16 protein-coding genes and 4 pseudogenes are annotated in these 21,869 nt (G+C 64.6%); 13 read left to right on the top strand and 7 right to left on the bottom strand.

What is annotated here, in order from left to right:
* The 3 genes and pseudogenes from YO9_RS0104925 to YO9_RS0104915 form a co-directional block, all read right to left on the bottom strand.
* A partial coding sequence (locus tag YO9_RS0104925) for a biotin/lipoyl-containing protein (RefSeq protein ID WP_031272705.1) occupies positions 1-320 on the bottom strand: 320 nt, incomplete at its 3' end.
* A gap of 114 nt (positions 321-434) precedes the next feature.
* Positions 435-1,802: a dihydrolipoyl dehydrogenase gene (gene lpdA / locus YO9_RS0104920; protein ID WP_016996495.1), complete on the bottom strand. Its 1,368-nt coding sequence runs from the start codon at positions 1,800-1,802 to the stop codon at positions 435-437.
* Positions 1,803-1,984: 182 nt separating this feature from the next.
* Positions 1,985-3,522, bottom strand: a pseudogene (locus YO9_RS0104915) (leucyl aminopeptidase).
* Between the two features lie 207 nt (positions 3,523-3,729).
* Here YO9_RS0104915 and YO9_RS0104910 point away from each other — a divergent pair.
* The 6 genes from YO9_RS0104910 to YO9_RS0104895 all read left to right on the top strand — a co-directional run bounded on the left by YO9_RS0104910 (position 3,730) and on the right by YO9_RS0104895 (position 7,533).
* Positions 3,730-4,650, top strand: coding sequence for a proteasome assembly chaperone family protein (locus YO9_RS0104910; RefSeq protein ID WP_016996493.1), 921 nt, complete (start codon positions 3,730-3,732; stop codon positions 4,648-4,650).
* Between the two features lie 110 nt (positions 4,651-4,760).
* The gene (locus YO9_RS19735; RefSeq protein ID WP_262925588.1) at positions 4,761-5,165 is read left to right on the top strand and encodes an MFS transporter; all 405 of its coding nucleotides are present in this window, start codon (positions 4,761-4,763) and stop codon (positions 5,163-5,165) included.
* Positions 5,162-5,317: a hypothetical protein gene (locus YO9_RS19730; protein WP_262925590.1), complete on the top strand. Its 156-nt coding sequence runs from the start codon at positions 5,162-5,164 to the stop codon at positions 5,315-5,317. The genes YO9_RS19735 and YO9_RS19730 overlap by 4 nt, the downstream gene beginning before the upstream one ends.
* Positions 5,275-6,006 (top strand): MFS transporter, encoded by a 732-nt coding sequence (locus tag YO9_RS19725; RefSeq protein ID WP_262925589.1) that lies wholly within the window; start codon positions 5,275-5,277, stop codon positions 6,004-6,006. The genes YO9_RS19730 and YO9_RS19725 overlap by 43 nt, the downstream gene beginning before the upstream one ends.
* 148 nt (positions 6,007-6,154) lie before the next feature.
* The gene (locus tag YO9_RS0104900) at positions 6,155-6,883 is read left to right on the top strand and encodes a DUF4192 family protein (RefSeq protein WP_223286117.1); all 729 of its coding nucleotides are present in this window, start codon (positions 6,155-6,157) and stop codon (positions 6,881-6,883) included.
* A complete protein-coding gene (locus YO9_RS0104895) occupies positions 6,880-7,533 on the top strand; it encodes a hypothetical protein (RefSeq protein ID WP_016996491.1) in 654 nt (217 codons plus the stop codon). The genes YO9_RS0104900 and YO9_RS0104895 overlap by 4 nt, the downstream gene beginning before the upstream one ends.
* Positions 7,534-7,771: 238 nt before the next feature.
* Here the strand turns inward: YO9_RS0104895 and YO9_RS16885 are convergent, their stop codons facing one another.
* Positions 7,772-7,954 carry a hypothetical protein gene (locus YO9_RS16885; RefSeq protein WP_016996490.1) on the bottom strand — a complete coding sequence of 61 codons (183 nt, stop codon included), beginning with the start codon at positions 7,952-7,954 and terminating at the stop codon, positions 7,772-7,774.
* Positions 7,955-8,238: 284 nt separating this feature from the next.
* On the opposite strand from YO9_RS16885, the pseudogene YO9_RS0104890 reads away from it, so the two are divergent.
* Together YO9_RS0104890 and YO9_RS0104885 are read left to right on the top strand one after the other, a co-directional pair.
* Positions 8,239-9,284: pseudogene (locus YO9_RS0104890) on the top strand (RNA polymerase sigma factor); the annotation flags it as partial.
* 32 nt (positions 9,285-9,316) lie between these two features.
* The gene (locus YO9_RS0104885) at positions 9,317-10,003 is read left to right on the top strand and encodes a ubiquinone/menaquinone biosynthesis methyltransferase (protein ID WP_016996489.1); all 687 of its coding nucleotides are present in this window, start codon (positions 9,317-9,319) and stop codon (positions 10,001-10,003) included.
* A 102-nt stretch (positions 10,004-10,105) separates the two neighbouring features.
* On the opposite strand, the gene YO9_RS0104880 is transcribed toward YO9_RS0104885, so the two are convergent.
* A complete protein-coding gene (locus tag YO9_RS0104880) occupies positions 10,106-10,309 on the bottom strand; it encodes a DUF7455 domain-containing protein (protein WP_016996488.1) in 204 nt (67 codons plus the stop codon).
* A 229-nt stretch (positions 10,310-10,538) separates the two neighbouring features.
* Between YO9_RS0104880 and YO9_RS0104875 the strand changes: the two genes are divergently transcribed.
* The gene (locus tag YO9_RS0104875) at positions 10,539-12,647 is read left to right on the top strand and encodes a DNA gyrase/topoisomerase IV subunit B (RefSeq protein ID WP_016996487.1); all 2,109 of its coding nucleotides are present in this window, start codon (positions 10,539-10,541) and stop codon (positions 12,645-12,647) included.
* 164 nt (positions 12,648-12,811) lie between these two features.
* Here YO9_RS0104875 and YO9_RS21385 read toward each other — a convergent pair whose 3' ends face one another.
* Complete coding sequence (locus YO9_RS21385; RefSeq protein ID WP_396350725.1) at positions 12,812-13,954, bottom strand: DNA gyrase C-terminal beta-propeller domain-containing protein; 1,143 nt, start codon at positions 13,952-13,954, stop codon at positions 12,812-12,814.
* A 214-nt stretch (positions 13,955-14,168) separates the two neighbouring features.
* Positions 14,169-15,196, bottom strand: a pseudogene (locus YO9_RS21380) (DNA gyrase subunit A); the annotation flags it as partial.
* A gap of 268 nt (positions 15,197-15,464) precedes the next feature.
* On the opposite strand from YO9_RS21380, the pseudogene YO9_RS16880 reads away from it, so the two are divergent.
* The 4 genes and pseudogenes from YO9_RS16880 to YO9_RS0104840 all read left to right on the top strand — a co-directional run bounded on the left by YO9_RS16880 (position 15,465) and on the right by YO9_RS0104840 (position 21,457).
* Positions 15,465-18,156: pseudogene (locus YO9_RS16880) on the top strand (bifunctional acetate--CoA ligase family protein/GNAT family N-acetyltransferase).
* 12 nt (positions 18,157-18,168) lie between these two features.
* Entirely contained in the window at positions 18,169-19,593 is a 1,425-nt protein-coding gene (locus YO9_RS16875) for a serine/threonine protein kinase (protein ID WP_223286116.1), read from the top strand.
* A 14-nt stretch (positions 19,594-19,607) separates the two neighbouring features.
* A complete protein-coding gene (locus YO9_RS0104845) occupies positions 19,608-20,327 on the top strand; it encodes a DUF5998 family protein (RefSeq protein WP_016996484.1) in 720 nt (239 codons plus the stop codon).
* Positions 20,324-21,457: an alkaline phosphatase family protein gene (locus tag YO9_RS0104840; RefSeq protein WP_031272697.1), complete on the top strand. Its 1,134-nt coding sequence runs from the start codon at positions 20,324-20,326 to the stop codon at positions 21,455-21,457. The genes YO9_RS0104845 and YO9_RS0104840 overlap by 4 nt, the downstream gene beginning before the upstream one ends.
* Positions 21,458-21,869: the final 412 nt, after the last annotated feature.

The raw sequence follows: 21,869 nt of genomic DNA, 5'->3' as shown, positions 1-21,869 counted from the left end.
GCGGGCTCCTCAGCCTGCTCAGAGTCATCGGAATCATCAGAGGACTCGTCGGATCCGGAATCGTCCGAGTCGCCGGAACCGGAGCCGTCGCCGATGACGACCAGCGGTGCGCCCACCTCGACGTCCTCGTCCTCGTCCACCAGGATCTTTTCGATGACGCCGGCCACGGGGGAGGGAACCTCGGTGTCGACCTTGTCGGTGGAGACTTCCAGCAGGGGCTCGTCAACGGCTACCTCGTCGCCAACTTCCTTGAGCCAACGAGTAACGGTGCCCTCGGTGACTGATTCGCCCAGTGCGGGCAGGTTAACGGTTTCAGACATTGTCTCGTCCGTCCCTCTCTCAACGTAGAAATGCTCTCAAATTGTCGGGACGGGTGACCGCCCCGGTGGTGGGCTAACCGTCGATGCCGCCGGGTGGCGGGCATCGACTCGGCATCAACCGTGCAGCGGAGCTCCGGCCAATGCCATGGCAGCTTCACCGATGGCCTCGTTTTGGGTGGGGTGGGCGTGGATGAACGCGGCAACGTCCTCCGGGTACGCCTCCCAGTTCACCATGAGCTGACCTTCACCGATCTGCTCACTGATGCGGGTACCGATTGCGTGGAATCCGACAATGGGACCGTCCTTCTCGCGCACGAGCTTGATGATGCCGCCCGTGCCCAGGATGGAGCTCTTGCCGTTACCGGCAAGGTTGTATTCGAAGGTCTCCACGTTGTCCTTGCCGAACTTCTCTTCGGCCTTGGGCTGGGAGTAGCCCACGGACGCGATCTCGGGTTCGGTGAAGGTGACCTTGGGAATGTTGATGTCCTCGACGATCACCGGGTTGAGACCGGCGATCTCCTCGGCCACGAAGCGGCCCTGCTGGTAACCGCGGTGTGCCAGCTGAACGCCCGGGACGATGTCGCCGATGGCGTAGATGTTGCCGACGCCGGTGTGCAGGCGCTCGTTGGGGGTCACGAAGCCGCGATCCATGGGGATGCCCTGCTCCCCGAAGCCCATGTTCTCGGTGTTGGGGCCGCGACCGACCGCCACGAGAACGATGTCGGCCTCGAACTCCTTGCCGTCCGCCAGGGTGACCTTGGCGCCGTCGTCGTTCTGCTCGACCTTCTCGAAGAAGGTGCCCAGGTTGTACTTGATGCCGCGTTTCTTGAACTCGCGCTCGGCGATCTTGATGATCGCCGGATCTTCGTTGGCGACCAGGTGGGGCAGGCCCTCGATCACGGTGACGTCCACGCCGAAGGAGCGCCACATGGAAGCGAACTCGCAACCGATCACGCCGCCGCCCAACACGATTGCGGACTTGGGTACGAAGTCGATCTCAAGAGCCTCGGTGGAGGTCATCACGCGACCACCGATTTCGATGCCCAGGGTCTTGGCGTAGGAACCGGTGGCCAGGATGATGTGCTCACCGGTGTAGGTGGTGCCATTGGCTTCAACGGTGTTGGGTCCGGTCAACTTGCCCTCACCGGCAATGACGTCAACCTTGCGCATCTTCATGAGACCGGTCAGGCCCTTGAACTTGCCCTGCACGATCTTGTTCTTGTAATCGCGGACGGCACCCATGTCGATGGATTCCAAGGTGGCCTTGATGCCGTACTTCTCCGACTCCCGAGCACCCTCTGCCAACTCGGCGGAATGCAGGTACGCCTTGGTGGGGATGCAACCCCAGTGCAGGCACGTGCCGCCCAGCTTCTCCTTTTCGAACAGTGCCACGGAGTAACCCAGCTGAACTGCGCGCAGTGCTGCTGCGTATCCGGCGGATCCACCGCCCAGGACGAGAATGTCGTATTGGTTGTCGGCCACGTTGGCTCCCTCGGGGTTCGAGTGTATTGACGTTGCTATGCGGTCTGGCCGTACCGATCTGCGGTGCGCCCAGACCCTTGGATGTTTTGTCCCCACCTTATCGCCACGCCCAGGGACTCACCAGGTATTGCTACCTCGTGAGGCCCCGGCGCGTGGCGCGACCGATGGGGCGGGTGTAGCTACTAGGACGCGTAGTTCTCGGCCACGTTCAACAGCGTGCGAACACCGAATCCCGTGCCCTCCTTGGGGGTGTAACCCCAGGGGGAACCTTCGTTGAACGAGGGGCCTGCAATGTCCACGTGGGCCCAGGGCACGCGGTTTCCCTTGATTTCCGGGACGAACTCGCGCAGGAACAATCCGGCGACCAACATGCCGCCGTACTTGTCACCCATGTTCTTGATGTCGGCCACGTTGGAGTTCAACGAGGGGCGCAGGTGTTCGGGCAGCGGCATGGTCCAGGTGCTTCGCCAACAGCAGAAGCGGCCTCGGACACCATGTCGCGAGCGGGCTCGTCACCCATCACCGCGGCAGTGCGGGTACCGAGGGCCACCATCTGAGCGCCGGTGAGCGTTGCGATGTCCACGAGCAGGTCTGGATCCTCCTGCCCGGCAGCCCAGAGGCCGTCGGCCAGCACCAAACGTCCCTCGGCATCCGTGTTGAGGACCTCCACGGTGTGGCCCGAGTGCATCGTGAGCACGTCGCCGGGGCGCGTGGCCGTGGCCGACGGCAGGTTCTCGGCCAGGCAGAGCCAACCGGTCACCGCTACGGGAAGCTTCAGCTCGGCTGCCGCCATGACTGTGGCAAGCACCGCAGCCGCGCCGGCCATGTCCGACTTCATGGTCATCATGGAGGCCGGGGGCTTCAGGGACAGTCCACCGGAATCGAAGGTAATGCCCTTGCCCACGAACGAGACGTGGCGCTTGGCCTTGGCGGGTGCCCACTCGAGCTTCACGAGACGCGGGCCGTTCACGGATCCCTGGCCGACGCCGAGCAGGCCGCCATAGTTCCCTCGGGCCAGTTCCTTCTCGGCCAGGACGGTGACCTTGACCTTGCTGCCCTTAGCGGCGGCGGTCGCGTAATCCGCGACGAATTCCGGGTTAGCGGTGTCCGGGGACAGATCGACCAGGTTGCGGGCGGTGCGCACGGCCTTGACCACGTGCGCGGCACGCTCCACTGCTGCCTGGGAGCGCTTGGCGAGATCTTTGGCCACGCACACGGTCGCGGAAGACACGGGGGTGGACTGCTTGTCCAGGGTCTGTGACTTCTGGGCGGTGTAGCTGAAGGCGCCCATGCCCAAGCCTTCTGCCACGGCCTGAACCTCGGCCACGGAGGTGGTCGGCAGAGCAGCAACCACGCTGCTGGCCTTGCCCGCCAACTGGCGAACGGCGGCGCCGGCGGCCTGGCGCAGGGACTCGGCGTGAGCGGCGGCGTCGTCCGCCGTGGTCTTACCCAGGCCCGTGAAGGCGACCAGACGTGCGGAGACGTTTGAAGGAGCGGGAACCACGGTGACGGAATCCGCGGAGCCGGAAGCGCCCGCGAGTTCGGCCAGCTGGGACAGGGAGCGGCTCAGCTTGGCGTTGGCGGCCGGACCCAGGTTCACGGTCTTACCGGAGGATTCAACGCCCACGATGAGTGCGTCGGCCGAGATGGAGGCCGGGGATTTGGCACTGACGGCCAGGCTCAGATCACTGATATCAACAATGTCCTGCACGGTGGTCACGATGGTGTCCTTTCGATCGGAAACACTGACACTCACCCACGCCAGGGGGATCGCAACGTGGGAACCGTCACCGATCCTATCCGGACCGGCAGTTACGCAGTACGCTGCGGGAATACCGGCGGGTCACTCCGGCGTTGAACTCAGTAATGTCAAAGGCGGCGAATCCTCAAAAGGTTTCGCTCCAGATTTTTCTTGCAGGAGGTAGATGTGCTGGATCCTACGGCGCTGTACCTGAGTGACCCCGCGTTACTCGGGGATTCGCGCCTGCGCGGATTGCCCATGATCGTGGCACTGTCCGGATACGTGGAGGCCGGTCACTTGGCCGGTCAGATCGAAGCTGTGGTCATGGACTCCATGCCCAGTGAGACCCTGGCCCAGTTCGACCTGGACCAGTTGTACGATTACCGCTCCCGCCGCCCGCACGTGAAGTTCGTGGAGGACCACTTTGAGGAGTGGGACGCTCCCGAATTGACCTTGCGCGTGGTCACCGACGGCCTGGGTCGTCATTTCTTGCTGCTCACCGGTCCCGAACCGGATACGCAGTGGGAACGTTTCACTCAGGCAGTGGTCGGATTGGCCCAGCGCCTGGACGTGAGCTTGGTGGCGCTGGTGAGCGGCATTCCCATGCCTGTTCCGCACACCCGGCCCATGCTTGTGACCGCGCACGGTCCGCGTGCGGACCTGCTGCCCAGGACGGACGGCAACAAGCCGACGTTCGAGATCAGCGCGTCCGTGTCGCACCTGTTGGAACTGCGACTGCAGGACGTGGGCATCGATCACGTGGGCTTGTCGGTCCACGTGCCGCAGTACCTAGCGGAGTCCTACCTGCCGCAGGCCGCCGTGGCCGCTCTCGAGTACTTGAGCGCTGTGACCGGCCGGACCCTGCCCACGGACGAGCTCCGTGAAGCATCCCGCGGCGTGATTCAGCAGATCAATGAACAAGCCAACGGTTCCCCGGAGGTTCAGGCCGTCATCGAGAACATGGAACGGCGTTACGATGACGTGGTCGATGCGTCAGCGCATCGATCCATTCTGGCTGGTCCTGACCACGACGATCTGCCCGACGCCGACGAACTCGGTGCGGCCGCCGAGGCCTTCCTCGCTTCTCAGGACGAGCAGGACGACTGATCCCGCGGTATCCGCAGTAACCGGGCCGCGATCTCCACTGCGACCCAAGGACCCCGAGCATGCCACGCACTCCGATGTCTTCACCCCGTGATCAGGGGAAGGACTCGCGAGTGGCGTGGCTTGTTTTCGCGGTGGGCGTTTTCGCGTACTTCTCCGCGGTAGCCCAACGCACGAGCTTCGGAGTCGCGTCGGTGGAGGCAACGGACCGCTTCCAGACCGTTGCGGCGGGCCTGTCGATGTTCTCCATGATGCAGGTGCTGGTCTACGCCGCCCTGCAGGTTCCGGTGGGGGTCCTGGTGGACCGCTTCGGACCGCGCGTGCTGATCAGCGTCGGTGCCGCGTGCATGGTGGTGGGGCAGTTGCAGCTCGCGGCGGCCGAGTCCGTTACGGCGGGTGTGATCGGTCGTATTTTCGTGGGCGCCGGCGACGCTGCCACGTTCGTGTGCGTCATGCGCTTGCTGCCCGCGTGGTTCAGTGCCTGCGGGTTCCCATGCTGTCCCAGGTGGTGGGCATGACCGGCAACCTGGGGCAGCTGTTCTCCGTGATTCCCTTTGCGGCCCTGCTGCACGCGACCGGTTGGTTCCCGCGTTCATCGCGCTTGCCTCACTCGGTCTGCTCTCGGGTGTGCTGTCTGCAGCGTTACTGCGTAGCGCACCGCCCGGGGTGAACGTGCTCAACAAATCGATCTCGTTCTCCACGGTGGGTGCGACCGTCAAGGAGTCCCTGCGTGAACCCGGGACCCAGTTGGGATTCTGGGTCCACTTCGCGGTGCAGTTCGTGGGCAATACCTTCGCCCTGATGTGGGCCTATCCCTACCTGCAGAACGCGCAGGGGATGGATGCGACGCAGGCCTCTGCGGTTATGACCACGTTCGTTGTAGTCAACGTGATGGTGAGCCTGGGCGTGGGCAAGCTCAGCGCAGTCTTCGCCAAGCACCGGTCAGCGCTCGCCCTGTGTTTCTGCGGGGTGATCTACTGCGGCTGGGCGCTCATGCTGCTGTGGCCCGGCGAGGCTCCCACTCCGGTCGTGTTCATCGCGGTGGGCATGTTGGCCCTGTCCTACCCGGCGTCCATGCTCGCTTTCGACATCGTGCGGAGCTTCAACCCGCCCCGGCTGGGCGGCACCGCGACCGGGTTGGCCAACGTGGGCGGGTTCGTCGCCTCGCTCGCGGCCATTTACGTCACCGGTCTGGTGCTGGACCTCCAGTTCGCCGCGGGCGTGTCACCCACCCTTTACGACGCCGAGGCGTTTCGTCCCGCAATTGCCGCACAGGCTCTCGTGGCCGCCATCGGCATCATTGCGGTCCTCATCTGCACCAAGAAGGTGCGCAAGGCGCACGGCCCGCACTCCATCTGACCGTGATGTGATCACCGTGCTCGGGCAGGCCGCGTTTGCGCGGCATTCAAACTCCACAGCCCGTTTCATCCACCGCTTCTTGATCGAGGACTTCACAGTTCGACGCCGCCGCGAGACGTCGCGTGCGGGCCGCGCGGATCGTGGAGGCATGACACTCCTCAACGATCCCCAAGAACCCGTCAAGATCCGCTGCGACGAAGACCTCCTGGCGCTGATCCCGCATCAGCTGGGATACGAGCCACGCAATTGCGCCGTCCTCTTCATCCCGGTCTCCAGCGGGGGAGCGCTTTGTCTGAAACTTCCCACTCCCAGCGGCACGGAAGATTTGGCGGAGTACGCCCAGCAACTGACCGAGGTCACCGCAACCACCGGACACGTGAACCAAGCGACGGTGGTCGTCTATTCGGATACGGCCGTGCTGTCCCAACCCGAAGAGGATTTCTTCCGCGCGGCGTGGCTCGGGCTGGCCGTGGAGGACTCAGGCATGCGTGCCACCGGTGGTTTTGTGGTGGGACCGGAGCAGTGGTGGAACCTGCAGCATTTCGAGGAGCCCCAGCCGGTGAGCGGGATCAAGGACAGCCAGCTGAACGCGCACATGGTGGCGCTGGGCAGTTGTTTCAACGAACAGACTCCGGAGCAGCCGGGACTGGTGCCGGACACGTTCATGCACCGTTCTTCAGGATTTCTCGACGCCCTGGACCACTTAACCGAAGGACCGGGCGTGTGGCACACCGAGGACGAAGTACCCGAGGACCACGGATCCGCCTACGAGGCACCCATCACGAGTGGGTGGACGAGAAGTGGGGCTATCACTTCCAGGCACCGGCCTGCTACGAACGAGATCTGCGGCGCTGGCATGATGCCATTGCCACGATGAACTCCGGAGGATCAGACTGGCCCACTGCGTTGTTGAGTCTCACGGATCAGCACCTCGCCCGGTTGGTCATGGCGTTGACGCACAACATCACCCGGGACGCCATCTTCTATTCGTGGTTGATCGGGGATCAGAACCGGGCGGCGCGGGCACACAAGGGACTGCAAGCGTCCCTGAGGGAAGTTCTGGCCCTACCGGCACCTGCGATCGAATATTGCGCGACACCCGAGGACATCGCTGAGGGGTTGTGTTGTGCCCATGCGGTGCTGGGCCAGTGGGAGTCCATTCCTGATTGGGCCACGGTGGAAGCTGCCTACCGAATCCTGGAGGGTTTGGATTTGCTGCTGACCCACGGATTGGATTCTGCCGATGGCATGGGCGGCAGGGAACGCCGGCGCTCGATGGTCCACGCTGATGTCGTATCCGCCCGCGCTCAATTGGAAGTCTTCAGGGGCCGGGCCTTTACCGCCATGGGGCTTCTGGACCGCAGCAACGCGATTGCGGAAGGTCGGGAGGGAGCCCGAACCGTGCGGCGTCGTCTGGACATTCAGGACATCCCGTGGTGGAGCACAGACCCCCGTACTGCGTGGCCTGGAGACCGTTGGTGGGCAAAGCGCAATGACCCCCGCCACGCTCATGAAAAATATTTGTGATGAACCGGGAACAAAACCCGGGGCATGTATGTTGGCTCAACTAGGACCCTTCAAGTCTCAGGAGGCAGGAATGCCAGCAATCCGGGCTTGACAGGGTCATAGGCGTGTTGACCACACATGGTGGCAATGCACCTCGCGACCGGTTCAACGAAAGGTTCTCAGTGTCACCTGCTGCAAGCAAGACCGCGAACGAGTCCACGGTCTCTGAGGAGTCACAGGACTCCGCACAGAAGACCACTCAGGCCAGCACCGGCCGGGCGAGTACCAGCGGTGCGGCAAAGAAGACCACGGCGGCCAAGAAAACCGCCGCTAAAAAGACCACGGCGGCGAAGAAGACGCCCGCGGCCAAGAAGACCACCGCTTCCAAGACCACGGCGCCAAGTCGACCGCGGCCAAGAGTGCTGCCACCAAGCTGCGGCATCCAAAGCATCCGCAACCAAGGCCGCTGCCGCGAAGGCAGCCCAGGCCGAAAGTGATGACGCTGCAGAGGTCGAAGACACGGAGGCGACTCCCGCCAAGACCACGCGCACCCGCAAGACGGCCACCAAGACCGCGGGCGCCGCACGCAAGCCGAAGACCGCCGCGGGAACCGGTACCGGTCGTGGCCGCAAGAAGGCTTCCGATTCCGCAGATACCGCGGACGCGGATGATGAGTTGCTGACCAACCACGACGAGGCCATCGAGGACGAGCGCGACTCGGACGACGAAGAGTCGGCTCAGGCCACGCCGGAGGAAGCTGCTCCGCGCATGAAGGGCCGCGAGGACAAGACCGCTCGCGGGTTCGTGCTCACCAGCAACGACGAGGACGACGCCCCGGCGCAGCAGGTCATCGCCGCCGGTGCTACCGCTGACCCCGTCAAGGACTACCTCAAGCAGATCGGTAAGGTCGCGCTGCTGAACGCGGAGCAAGAGGTTGATCTTGCCCTGCGCATCGAGGCCGGCCTGTTCGCCGAACACAAGTTCGCGGACGAGCAGGACTCCATGGACGCCGAGACCCGCCGTGCCTACCGCTGGGTGATCCACGACGGACGCCGCGCCAAGAACCACCTGCTCGAAGCGAATCTGCGTCTGGTGGTCTCGTTGGCCAAGCGTTACACCGGCCGCGGCATGTTGTTCCTGGATCTGATCCAGGAAGGCAACCTGGGTCTGATCCGCGCGGTCGAGAAGTTCGACTACACCAAGGGCTTCAAGTTCTCCACGTACGCCACGTGGTGGATCCGCCAGGCCATCACCCGCGCATGGCAGACCAGGCCCGCACCATCCGTATCCCGGTGCACATGGTCGAGGTCATCAACAAGCTGGCCCGCGTACAGCGTCAGATGCTTCAGGACCTGGGTCGCGAACCCACCCCGGAGGAGCTCGCCAACGAACTCGACATGACCCCCGAAAAGGTCGTGGAAGTTCAGAAGTACGGCCGCGAGCCCATTTCGCTGCACACGCCGCTCGGTGAAGACGGTGACTCCGAATTCGGTGACCTCATCGAGGACTCCGAGGCCGTGGTTCCCGCGGACGCCGTGTCCTTCACCCTGCTCCAGGAGCAGCTGCACTCCGTGCTGGACACCCTGTCCGAACGGGAAGCCGGTGTGGTGGCCATGCGTTTCGGCCTGACCGATGGTCAGCCCAAGACGCTGGACGAGATCGGCAAGGTCTACGGGGTCACTCGTGAGCGCATTCGCCAGATAGAGTCCAAGACCATGTCCAAGCTCCGTCACCCGTCGCGCTCGCAGGTGCTGCGGGACTACCTGGACTGATCCGAGTCGCCACGGTGAGTGAGGATTACTCCATGACGTCTCAGGACAGTCGTGTCCAGAGCATGTTCAACCGGGTGACGCGCAGCTACGACAGGATCAACTCGCTCATGACCATGGGCCGTCACGCGCAGTGGTGCCGAGAAGTTGCCCAGCGTGCGGATCTGGCCATGAACGGGACACTGTTGGACATTGCGACCGGCACGGGCGAGATCGCGCTGGCCGCGCGGCGTCGTTACCCCAAGGCCGAGATCTACGGCGTGGATTTCTCCGAGAACATGCTGGCCGAGGCCCGGGAGAAGCCGGGGGCGGAAAGCATCGAGTGGGAGTTCGCGGACGCGCACCAGTTGCGCTTCGAGAACGAGTCTTTCGACGCCGTGACCCACGGATACCTGCTCCGTAACGTCAGCGACGTAGAGCGAGTGCTGCGCGAGCAGTTCCGCGTGCTCAAGCCCGGTGGTCGCGTAGTCGTGTTGGAAACCTCACCTCCGCGCGGAGCGCTCAAGCTGGCGCTGTCCGCGGGCATGAGCGTGGTCCTGCCGCTACTGGGTCAGGTCATCGCCAAGGACCGAGACGCCTACACCTACCTCAAGACCTCCACACTCGGCTTCATGTCACCGGCGGAAGTTGCCGGAATCATGGAGCGCGTGGGTTTCCGCGGGGTGGAATGGTCCACCAAGTACTTCGGAACCAACGTGATCATGTGGGGCCACAAGCCCTGATCCTGATGCCGCTCGTTCAACGGGGCGGTAGGGGACAACGAAAAGACCGGGGCACGCACCGTACAGTGCGTGCCCCGGTCTTTGCTCTTACCGTGAGATGCCTCAGGAGGCTCCCAGGTGCTCCGTTTCGTCCTGCCAAGTGGCAGCCAACGGGCGCAGCTTGTCCTCGTTCTTGCGAGCGTGGTGCGCGCAGAACAACAGCTGACCGCCGGTGCTTTCGAGGACCACGCGGACGTATGCCTGGGCGCCGCAGGCGTCACAGCGGTCGGTCGCGTTGAGTTCACGCGTCTCGAGTGTCGCGTTCATTGGATCCTCCTTACGGATACAGGGTCTGCAATCTCACCATCCGGTGTCATTGCGGTGTGCAGGTGGTTCCGAGAATGAACACTGCAGCACGTATCAATAGAACCAAAGGTAGACCCGATTCCTTCCCCGTGGACAGTGGTTTCGCCCACCGCGCACAATGTCGGCACTCGTGACTAAAGTGGGGGAGTCCACTCGCGCCTCCGGCCAGACTCTCGGGAGATTTATCACCGTGACACCCACTCGTTCCGAATACAACGCCCGGCACCTTTCCGTCCTGGAAGGGCTCGAAGCGGTGCGCAAGCGCCCGGGTATGTACATCGGATCCACGGACTCCCGCGGGCTCATGCACTGCATGTGGGAAATCATCGACAACTCCGTGGACGAGGCGCTGGCCGGCTACGGACAGAACATCACCGTGATCCTGCACAAGGACGGGTGTGTCGAGGTCCATGACGACGGTCGCGGCATCCCGATCGATCAGGAGCCCCGTACCGGCCTGACCGGTGTGGAGGTGGTGTTCACCAAACTGCACGCCGGCGGTAAGTTCGGCGGCGGCTCCTACACCGCCTCAGGTGGTCTGCACGGCGTGGGTGCGTCCGTGGTCAACGCGCTGTCCTCACGCCTGGACGTGCAGGTGGACCGCGGCGGCAAGACCTACCAGATGTCCTTCAAGCGCGGTGAACCGGGCATCTTCACGGACAAGGGTGCGCCCTCCCCGCATGCGCCGTTCGAGGCGTTCACGGACAACTCCGAGCTGCAGATCGTGGGCAAAGCCAAGCGCGGGGTCACCGGCACACGGATCCGCTACTGGGCGGACGAACAGATCTTCACCCCGGACGCCAAGTTCTCCACGGAAGAGCTGGTGCGCAGGGCACGCCAAACAGCGTTCCTGATCCCGGGTCTGCAGATCACGGTCCGCGATGAACGACTGCTCGCGGGCACTCCGGGGGAGACCGGTCCGCACACCGAGGTGTTCCAGTACGACGGCGGCATTTCCGAGTTCGCGGAATTCCTGGCGATCGATGCGCCGGTCACTGATGTTTGGCGTTTGCAGGGCCAGGGCAGCTTCACCGAGCGCGTTCCGGTGCTCGACGACACCGGGCGGGCCCAGCTCCAGGACGTGGAGCGCGTGTGCGAGGTGGATGTCGCCCTCCGCTGGGGAGTCGGCTATGACACCACCGTGCGATCGTTCGTGAACATCATCTCCACGCCCAAGGGCGGTACGCACCTGTCCGGGTTCGAGGCAGCCCTGCTGAAGACCATTCGGAAGCAGGTCGAGGCCAACGCCCGCAAACTCAAGGTGGGCAACGACAAACTCGAGAAGGACGACGTTCTGGCGGGTCTCACCGCGGTCCTGACCGTCCGCCTGGCCGAACCGCAGTTCGAGGGCCAGACCAAGGAAGTGCTCGGTACCCCAGCGGTCCGGCAGATCGTCTCCAAGGTGGTCGAGGCCCAGCTGACCAAACAGTTCACGTCCAAGAAGCGCGACGACAAGGCACAGACCAGTCAGGTGCTCGACAAGGTCGTCGCGGAAATGAAGTCCCGCATCTCGGCACGCGTGCACAAGGAGACCCAGCGCCGCAAGAATGCCCTGGAAACCTCCTCCATGCCCACCAAGCTGGTCGAGTGCCGCTCCTCGGACGTCGGCCGCTCAGAACTGTTCATCGTGGAGGGTGACTCCGCGCTGGGTACCGCACGCCTGGCTCGTAACTCCAACTACCAGGCACTGCTGCCGATCCGCGGCAAGATCCTCAACGTCCAGAAGGCGTCGATCACCGACATGCTCGCCAACACCGAATGCGCCGCGCTGATCCAGGTCATCGGTGCCGGTTCGGGACGCAGCTTCGACGTGGACGCCGCCCGCTACGGCAAGGTCATCATGATGACCGATGCCGACGTGGACGGCGCGCACATCCGCACCCTGCTGCTCACGCTGTTCTACCGCTACATGCGCCCCTTGGTGGAAGCCGGCCGGGTGTACGCGGCCGTTCCGCCACTGCACCGCGTGGAAATCGTCAACCCCGGTTCCAAGGCCAACGAAATGGTCTACACCTACTCGGAACGCGAACTCGAGACACTCCTGGGCAGCCTGGAAGAGCAGGACCGCCGGTACAAGGAACCGATCCAGCGCTACAAGGGTCTGGGCGAAATGGACGCGGATCAGCTGGCCGAGACCACCATGGACATCCGTCACCGCGTATTGCGTCGCGTGCGGGTGGCGGATGCTGAGGCCGCGGAGCACGCGTTCTCGCTGCTCATGGGCTCCCAGGTGGCACCGCGCAAGGACTTCATCGTGGCCGGTGCAGCGCAACTGGATCAGGATCGCATCGACGCCTGACCCGGCAGGCGTGACAGAGCAGCACAGGAAAAGGTGCAGCAGCGAGACATTGCCGAGCCCGCGGCAGGGCTTCGTCACATGTCGTTTTGACGCCTGCCCGACGAACAACGCCCCGAACCTTTCACGTGGAAGTTCGGGGCGTTGTTCGTCAATGGAGCAATGACTCAGTCGTCCAGTGGCAGGGTGTCCTGCTCTGCAGCGGACGGCTCAGCCGCAGAGGTGGAATCCTCAGCGGCCTCCAATCCGGGCACCGGGAGACCGCCGAGAGCAGGTCCCACGGCGTGCACCGCACGATCCACGCTGACACCGGAACCATCGCGGCGGCCGTACTCATTGGGTAGGTTGCGTGCCACACCGGCCGCTGAGACGGCCTTGCCGGGCCCGTGGCCCACCCATGCGAGGTTCAGCTCGGTTTCGCCCGTGAGAAGCCGCTGAACGCGGACACCGGCGGTCGAACGACCCTTGGCCGGGTACTCGGACAGGGGAGTCACCTTGATGGACGCCTCACCCATGTCCGGTAGTTGATCCTGGGACTTGGCCTGGGTGACCACCACGGTGGCGTCGTCCTCCTTGACCGCGCCGAAGAAGATCGCGCGCTCACCGGCGGCCAGTTTCATACCGGCCACACCGCCCGCGTTGCGTCCCTGGGGCCGTACGAGGTCCGCCCCGAAGTGCAGCAACTTGGCGTCCGAGGAGACGAACACCAGTTCGGCGGAATCGGGGCACGCAGCCACGCCAATCACGCGGTCGCCGTCCTTGAGTTTGATGGCCGGCCACTGATCCAGATTGAGCGGGTAGTCCGGGTTCACGCGTTTGACGATGCCCTGCTCGGTACCGATCGCGAAGACCTGATTGAGGGGCACCAGACCCACCAGGTGCTCGTTCTTGTCCAGGCCCAAGAAGTCCGAGGCGGGCACCCCGTCCGCGAGGCGTGGAACGCCGTCGAAATCCTGCAACACGGGAATGTCGATACAGGACACGCGCAGCATGCGGCCCGTGGACGTGACCGCGCCGATCTCGCCGCGCGCGGTGGTCGGGAGCACGCTGGAGAGGGCGTCGTGCTTGAAGCGGCGTGAGGCATCGGCCAGTGGTGTGCGCGCGTTGGTGCGCGCCAGGCGACCGGTCGTGGAGACGAACGCCCAGCACGGGTCGTCGCTGATCTCGAGGGTGACCGACGACGCCGCCTGCTTGCGTTTGCCGCCGGCGTCCGCCGCCGACGTCACGGCCGGTAGATCTTCGGCTTCGAGCAGGACGGTGCGGCGATCGTCGCCGTGCTTCTTCGCGACCTCCTCGAGCTCGTCGGCCACGACCTGACGGAGCTTCTGATCGGAGCGAGAATCGCCTCGAGTTCGGCGATCTCCTGGAGCAGCTGGTCCCGCTCCGCCTCGAGCTCGATGCGCGAGAACTTGGTGAGCTGACGCAGGCGCAGTTCCAGAATGTGCTCGGCCTGGGCGCGGGAGAGTCGAAGACCTTCATCAACCGGTCACGGGCCTCCGCAGTCTGCTCGGAGGAACGGATGATCTGGATGACCTCGTCGATGTCGACGATCGCGATCAACAGACCCTCGACCAAATGCAACCGGTTCTGACGCTTGTCCAACCGGAACGCGGTGCGGCGGCGCACCACGCTCAACCGGTGGTCCGTGTAGACCCGCAGCATCTCGAGCAGACCCAGCGTGCGGGGCTGCCCGTCCACGAGGGCCACGTTGTTGATGCCGAAGGAATCCTCCATGGGCGTGTGCTTGTACAGCTGAGCCAGCACGGCTTGGGGGTTGAAACCGTTCTTGAGCTCGATGACCAAGCGCAAGCCGTTGGTGCGGTCGGTCAGGTCCACCACGTCCGAGATGCCGGCCAGCTTCTTGGACTGGACGGCGTCCTTGATCTTCTCGGTGACCTTTTCCGGGCCCACCATGTAGGGCAGTTCGGTGACCACGATGCCCTGTTTGCGGGGCGAAACCTGTTCGATGGAGACCTTGGCTCGGGTCTTGAAGGAACCGCGACCGGTGCGGTAAGCGTCACGGATGCCTTCCAGGCCCACAATGCGGCCGCCCGAGGCAGGTCCGGGCCCGGCACGAACTTCATGAGGTCTTCGAGCGTGGCCTCCGGGTTGAGGATCAGATGCCGCGCGCCGGCAACCACCTCGCGCAGATTGTGCGGTGCCATGTTGGTGGCCATACCCACCGCGATACCCGTGGCACCGTTGACGAGCAGCGCGGGGTAAGCGGCCGGGAGCACACCGGGCTGCTGGAACTGGTTGTCGTAGTTGGGCACGAAATCCACGACGTCTTCATCGAGATCCCCTGTGAGCGCTTGGGCGGCCGGGGCCATCCGTGCCTCGGTGTAACGCGGTGCGGCGGGGCCGTCGTCGAGCGAACCGAAGTTACCGTGACCATCCACCAGCGGCAGGCGCATGGCAAAGGACTGGGCCATGCGCACCATGGCGTCATAAATGGCCGAGTCACCGTGGGGGTGGAGCTTACCCATGACCTCGCCCACCACGCGGGCGCTCTTGACGTGACCCCGGTCCGGGCGCAGGCCCATCTGGTCCATCATGAACAGGATGCGCCGCTGTACCGGCTTGAGGCCGTCCCGCGCATCGGGCAGGGCGCGGGAGTAGATCACCGAATAGGAGTACTCGAGGAAACTGGTTTCCATTTCCTGCGTGACATCAATGTCAACAATGTGCTCGGTGAAATCCTCGGGCAGCTCGTCCTGCTCGGAGCGGGTGGTTGAACGACGTCGGGCCATCTAGCGGCAACTCCTCGAATAATCGGCGTGTACCTGTCGAGAGGTCACGCGGTTGGCTACCCTGAAGTCTATGGGTTCTCACGATGAAGGTTCGCAGTCACCGTCCTACCCCGAATACTGGGAAGCAGACGTCATCATGCGCGACGGTGCGACCGCGCATTTGCGCCCCATCAGTCCGGATGACCGGGAGCTGCTCACGGAGTTCCACGGAAAACAGTCCGAGGACAGCATCTACCTCCGGTTCTTCTCCTACAAACCGTCGCTGTCCGAGAAGGAACTGGCGCGGTTCACCACCGTGGACCACGTGGACCGGGTCTGCTTCATCCTGTTGCTGGACGGCAAGATGATCGGTGTGGGTCGCTACGACCGCACCTCTGACCGCGTGGCGGAAGTCGCCTTCATGATCTCCGACCACCACCAGGGGCGCGGCATCGGCTCCATCCTGCTGGAACATCTGGCCGCGGCGGCTCGCGAGAACGGGATCGACCGCTTCACGGCCGAGGTACTCCCGGAGAACCGCAAGATGCTCCACGTGTTCGTGGAAGCCGGCTATGACGTCTCCCGCCAGTTCGAGGACGGCGTGGTGGTGGTCGACTTCGACATCGATCCCACCGAGAAGTCCCTGGCCGTGATGGAGTCCCGCGAACACCGCGCGGAGGCCCGTTCGATCCAAGAACTGCTGTCACCCAAGGTCATCGCGGTGATCGGTGCGTCTTCGGATGCTGATCACGCCGGGTACCACGCGGTCGAGGGCATCCTGAACGGTGGTTACACCGGCACCCTCTACGGAGTGGGGAACACGCCGTACGAGCGGGACGGCCTGACGTTCGTAGAGAAGGTCCAGGAGATCTCGGAGAAGATCGACCTGGCGATCATTGCCGTGCCGCGTGAGGCCGTGGAGTCCACGATTGCCGAATCCGGCCGAGCCGGCGCCAAGGCGGTGGTCATCATGACCGGCGGCTACGCCGAGGCCGGCGCAGAAGGTGCCGCGCAACAGCGCCGCCTGGTGCGCATCGCCCGTGCCTCGGGCATGCGTGTGGTGGGCCCGGCCAGCCTGGGTTTCATCAACACCTCGGAAGAAGTCAGCCTCAACGCATCGGTTCTGCCCCGCATGCCCAAGCTCGGGGGGCTGGGCCTGTTCACCCAGTCTGGATCCATCGGCACCATGGTCTACGGTGCCGCACGTCGCCACAAGGTGGGGCTGTCCAGTTACCTGTCCGCCGGTAACCGCGCGGACGTGTCCGGTAACGACATGATGCAGTACTGGGAGGACGATCTCTCGACCACGGTGTGCGGCCTGTACCTGCAATCGGTGGGCAACCCGCGCAAGTTCTCCCGCATTGCCCGCAGGCTCTCGCGTTCCAAGCCCGTCATCGTGGCCAAGTCCGAGGTCACCGGGTTGCGACTGCCCCCGGGACACACGGGACGTACCACCCAGGCCCCTCCCGGTGCGCTGGACGCCATGTTCCGCCAGGCCGGTGTCATCCGAGCCGCCACCGCCGAGCAGCTGCTCGACATCGCGTCCGTGGCCGAAAGCCAGCCGGTACCCGAGAACAATCGTGTCGCGGTCGTGGCCAACGCACTGGCGCTGTCCCAGTTGGCGGAGGATTCCGCGATCCGCCTGGGTATGGAACCGATCGTCTCGGACGGCAACGTGGATACGAGCCAGGGTCCCCAGCACGCACACCAGGCCATCATCGACGCGGTTCGACAGAATGCTGCCCGCGACGACGTCGCGAGCCTGGTGGTGGTTCTCATGCCCGTTCCGGGCCTTGATCACCACGCGCTCGTCGACCAGATCGCGCGCGAAGCGCGCACCGCCGAGTGCACGGCCATCGGGGTGTTCACGGGCCAGTTCGGCAGTGACGCCAAGACGGCCACGGTGCACACCACCGACGACGGCGCCTCCCTCCCGTGCTTCGATTCGCCAGGTGCCGCGCTGCTCGCGCTCTCCAGCGTGGTTACGTACTCCACCTGCGCGACCAGGACCACGGACACGTGGAGATTCCCGAGGACTTCAACCACGACGCCATCGAGAAGTTCCTCGAAAAACTCAAGCCGCAGATACCCGGCGACGGGCTCTACGAACTGAGCACGGACGAGACGACCGAACTGCTGGACTACGCCGGAATCAAGGTCCTGGAATCCGTGCGATTCGAGGACCCGGACCTGGGAGTCGACGCAGCCGCACGGCTCGGTTACCCCGTGGCACTGAAGACGACCGATCCGCACCTGCGGCACCGTCTGGACCTGGGCGGCGTGGTGCTCAACATCGAGGACGAATCGCAGCTGCGAGCAGCCATCACCACCATGAAGCGGGCGCTCGCGAGCTTCGGTACCTCCGACTTCGAGGTGCAGTCGATGGCCGCGACCGGCCAGACGGTGATTGTGCGAGCCATTGAGGACCCGTTGATCGGACCCGTGCTGTCGTTCGGCATGGCCGGGGACGCGGTTAATCTGCTCGACGACTGGGCGCACCGAGTCCCTCCGTTGACCGATCAGGACATCTCCCGAATGGTCCGTGCGCCCAAGGCGTCCAAGAAACTCTTTGGCCACCAGGCGTTCCCGCCGTGGACACGACCGGGGTGGAAGACCTGATCAACAAGGTGGCGCTGCTCAAGGACCAGTTCCCGGAGACGGCGTCCATCGACCTCAACCCGGTGCTGCTGTCCGGTTCCGTGGTTACGGTGCTGTCCGCAACCGTCACTCTGGGTGACCCGGGGCAGCGTACTGACAGCGCTCGCCGGGCCATGCGGGGCTAGGTCACCTATCGCGTGTCGGACACAATAGCTGGGCGTTTCGAACTGCTGGAACCCATTGCCAAGGGTGGCAGCGGGGCGGTGTGGCGCGCCATGGACCACAAGCTGAACCAGGAGTGCGCGGCCAAGGTGTTGCGTCAGCGGGATTCTGCGGATCTCCTGAGGTTCGTGCGGGAGCAGTCCGTGAAGCTGGACCATCCCCATGTCGTCGCACCCTATGGTTGGGCCGCGGAGGACGAGTACGTGGCCATCGCCATGCCCCTGGTCAGCGGGGGAACCCTCGAGGCGGCGCTCGGGGACAACGGGGCCGTGGCGGATTTCGTGGCCGAGGAAATCATCTACCAACTGCTCCAGGCTCTGCAGTTCGTGCACGCCCGCGGCTGGATCCACCGGGATGTGAAACCGGGCAACGTGCTCATGGAACCCACCGGTTCAGGGCGGCCGTGGGCCCGACTCGCGGACTTCGGCATTGCCGTGCGGGCGGAGGATGCCCGACTGACCCACACGGGAACCGTGGTCGGCACACCGGGCTACCTTCCGCACGAGGCGTACGGGCCCATGGAACCGTCCATTTCCTCGGATTTGTACGCCGCCGGAGTCACCGCAGTGCGGCTCGTGGACCCGCACGTGGACCTCAGCAATCCCTTGGAGCCCTCGGCGGTCGAGGGTCTTTTCCCGGATTCACCGCAATTGCGAGGCCACGTGGCCGGACTGCTGAGCACCGAGCCGAAACAGCGTATTGCGGCGGCCAAGATCGCCATCCGCGATCTGGGAGAGGGCTCTGCCAGTCGAGCAGATAGAGAATCACTGACCGCCGAGGGCGAACCCTTCGAAATTTTCGACGTGCTCTCACCCACCACGGAACGAGAGCTGTCCGTGGTTCCGGATGCGGCGGTGCTGCCGCTGTCCGAGGACGCTCCCACACCGCGCATCGAATGGCACGCCGTGCGACGCAGGGGGGAGGAAGCCCCGCAGGCGGCAGAGGTACCGCGGATCTCGGACGATCCGCTGAACCCTTTCGGCACCCTGGCGACCACCGGAGAGGCCACCGAGGCACTGCCCCAGCAGGAAGCCCCACCCACGGCCGCCGTGCCGCACGTTCCGAGTGAGAACCCACACCCACCCCACGATCGATACCTGTCTCCCGGGAAGAACGCCCCAAACGTTCACGGATGCCTGGGTGCTCCTGGCCCTGTTGCTGGCCGGAATCGCGCTGACCGCGGGTTACTTCCTCGCCGGTCCGGCACTGAGTTCTTGGCTGGACGAGGTCACAGGCACCGAACCCGAGGTGACCCAGACGCCGGAGGTGCCCGCAACGCCGTCGGCGCCGCAAGAACCGAGCATGGACGTGACGCCCGTGTGTACGGAACAGGAGGACGGCTCGCTGTCGTGCGTGGTCACACCCTGACCACAACAATTGCGCAGAGAGGCGGCAAATAAAGGACAATGAACGCATGACGTATTCAGCTCCCGATGGGTCGCGCTTGATTCAGGACATCAGCACGGCCGGGTTCTATCCGCAGCTCGTCGAGGACGTGGTTCGGGATTCTCTGGACGGCCGACAGCCCGTCTCACACTTGGTGCAATTGGAGACCCACTTCAACAACACTGAACTCCACCGGCACATCACCGTTCTGGTGCTCGCAGAGGATGTCCTGCACATCACCCACGTGGACGACCAGCAGTTCGACGACACCGGGCGTGACGTGGTCGCACGCGTGTCCACGGAAACGGTGGGCATCTCCCAGATTCGTTCCGTGACGCTGAGCTACGCGTACCACCAGCCGCAGAACTACCGCCCGGACACGCCCATCATGGAACTGACCCTGGCCGTGAGTTGGACCGGCACCCAGCAGCTCGAGCTGTACCCCGCCATGTGTGAGGATCCCGAGTGCCAGGCCGATCACGGTTACACCGGCACCGCGGCCAGCGAGGACGTGGTCATGCGGATCAGTTCCGAGGCGGACGGCAAGGATGCCGTGGAGGGTGCCCGCGAGTTCGCTCGCACGCTGCGCCGCGCCAATCTGGCACCGGTGACGGACTCGGGCGCGCAGATCGCCCAGTCACCGCATCAGCGCCCGCTCACGGATCGGAGGCCTTCGGAAGCTCCTGTGCAGCGGCCCCGTTTCGGACACCGGTTCACGGGGCGTGATTCGGGGCGCAAGTCCCCATGACGCTGCCGTCGGATTTCCCTGCGCCCCCTCGCTACGGTCGGCGCAGCGTGGCGGACGTGATGTCCTCTGCCGCCGCAGCACTGGGCGTGCCGGGGCTGACCAACACGCTGGGGCTTCCCAAGGCGCAGCGCTACGTGGTGGTGCTGGTCGACGGGCTGGGCTCCCAATTGCTCAACGAGTACTCCGGGTACGCCCCCACGCTGCGCAAGGCGCAGTCACTCGGTGAGCTGGACGCCGCCTTTCCCACCACCACGTCCGTGTCCCTGTCGAGTCTGGGCACGGGGCTCACTCCGGGGCAGCACGGCATGCTCGGCTACGACGTGGTGGACCCAGCACAGGACCGCGTGGTCAACATGCTCGGGCAGTGGAGCCCGCAGATCCATCCCGAAGACTGGCAGCCCCACCGCACCGTGTTCAACCGGGCCGAAGAGTCGGTGGACACCGTCACGGTGAGCAAGCCCCGCTTCGAGAACTCGGAGCTGACGCGAGCCTCCCTGCGCGGGGGCCGCTTCAAAGGCGCCGACGGCGTATTCGCACGCACCGCTGCCGCTCTCGAGGAATTGCGCGAGGGCAAGCGCGCCCTGGTCTACTTCTACTGGGACGAGTTGGACAAGATCGGCCATTCCAAGGGCTGGCGCTCCGACACGTGGCTCCAGGCCCTCGAAGAACTGGATTCGGCGATCAAACGACTCGTGCAGAAGCTCCCCGCCAACACGCACGTCATCCTCACCGCCGATCACGGCATGGTGGATGTGGCCCCCGAACACCGGTATGACGCGAGTGCGGTGCCCGGGCTGTTGGACGGGGTGCGGCACACCGCGGGCGAACCGCGGGCTGTGCAGCTCCACGCGGACACGGATACGGACCCCGCAGACATTGCGGCGCGTTGGCAGGACCACTTTGGCGACGACGTGTGGGTGGCCACCCGAGAGGACCTTGCGACAGGTGGTTACTTCGGTAGTGATCCGAATCCCGCGGTCCTGGAGCGCGCCGGCCAGGTGTGGGTGCTCGGCAAGGAACCGGTCGCCATCTACGACGTGTCACGGCAGGGCAGCAAGCCCCTGAACATGGTGGGTCAGCACGGCTCACTCACGGACGCGGAACGACTGATTCCTGCGCTGCTCTGGTAGCCATCAGGTGTTCGGACTGCCGGGTCAGAGGCCGCGGTGGTTCGATGAGCGCCTCAGTTCGCGTGGCGTCGTCGTCGTACCAAGACTGAACAGAAAGAGGCCCGATTCGCTGGTGAGCGAATCGGGCCTCTGTCCATTAGTTACTGGACTTGGGACTCGGCTTAGGCGCCGGCGGCTTGGGCGGCGCTTTCGTCTCTGGCGGCTTGGGCGGCGGCGCTGGGTTGCCGGAGCCTTGGTCGACGGGGGCTTGGGGGCCTGCGTCGGGGGTTTGGGAGCCTTGGTCGGTTCCTTGGTGGGAGCCGGGGTGGGCTTCTTGGTCGGCTCAGGCTTCTTGGTGGGCTCGGGCGCCTTGGTCGTCGGTGCCGGCGGAGGCGGCTGAACCGGTGCGGGTGGAGGCGGCGGAACCACCGGG

Source organism: Kocuria atrinae C3-8, from assembly GCF_000286355.1.
GTDB lineage: Bacteria > Actinomycetota > Actinomycetes > Actinomycetales > Micrococcaceae > Kocuria > Kocuria atrinae_A.
This window is presented reverse-complemented; position numbering and strand designations above follow the sequence as displayed.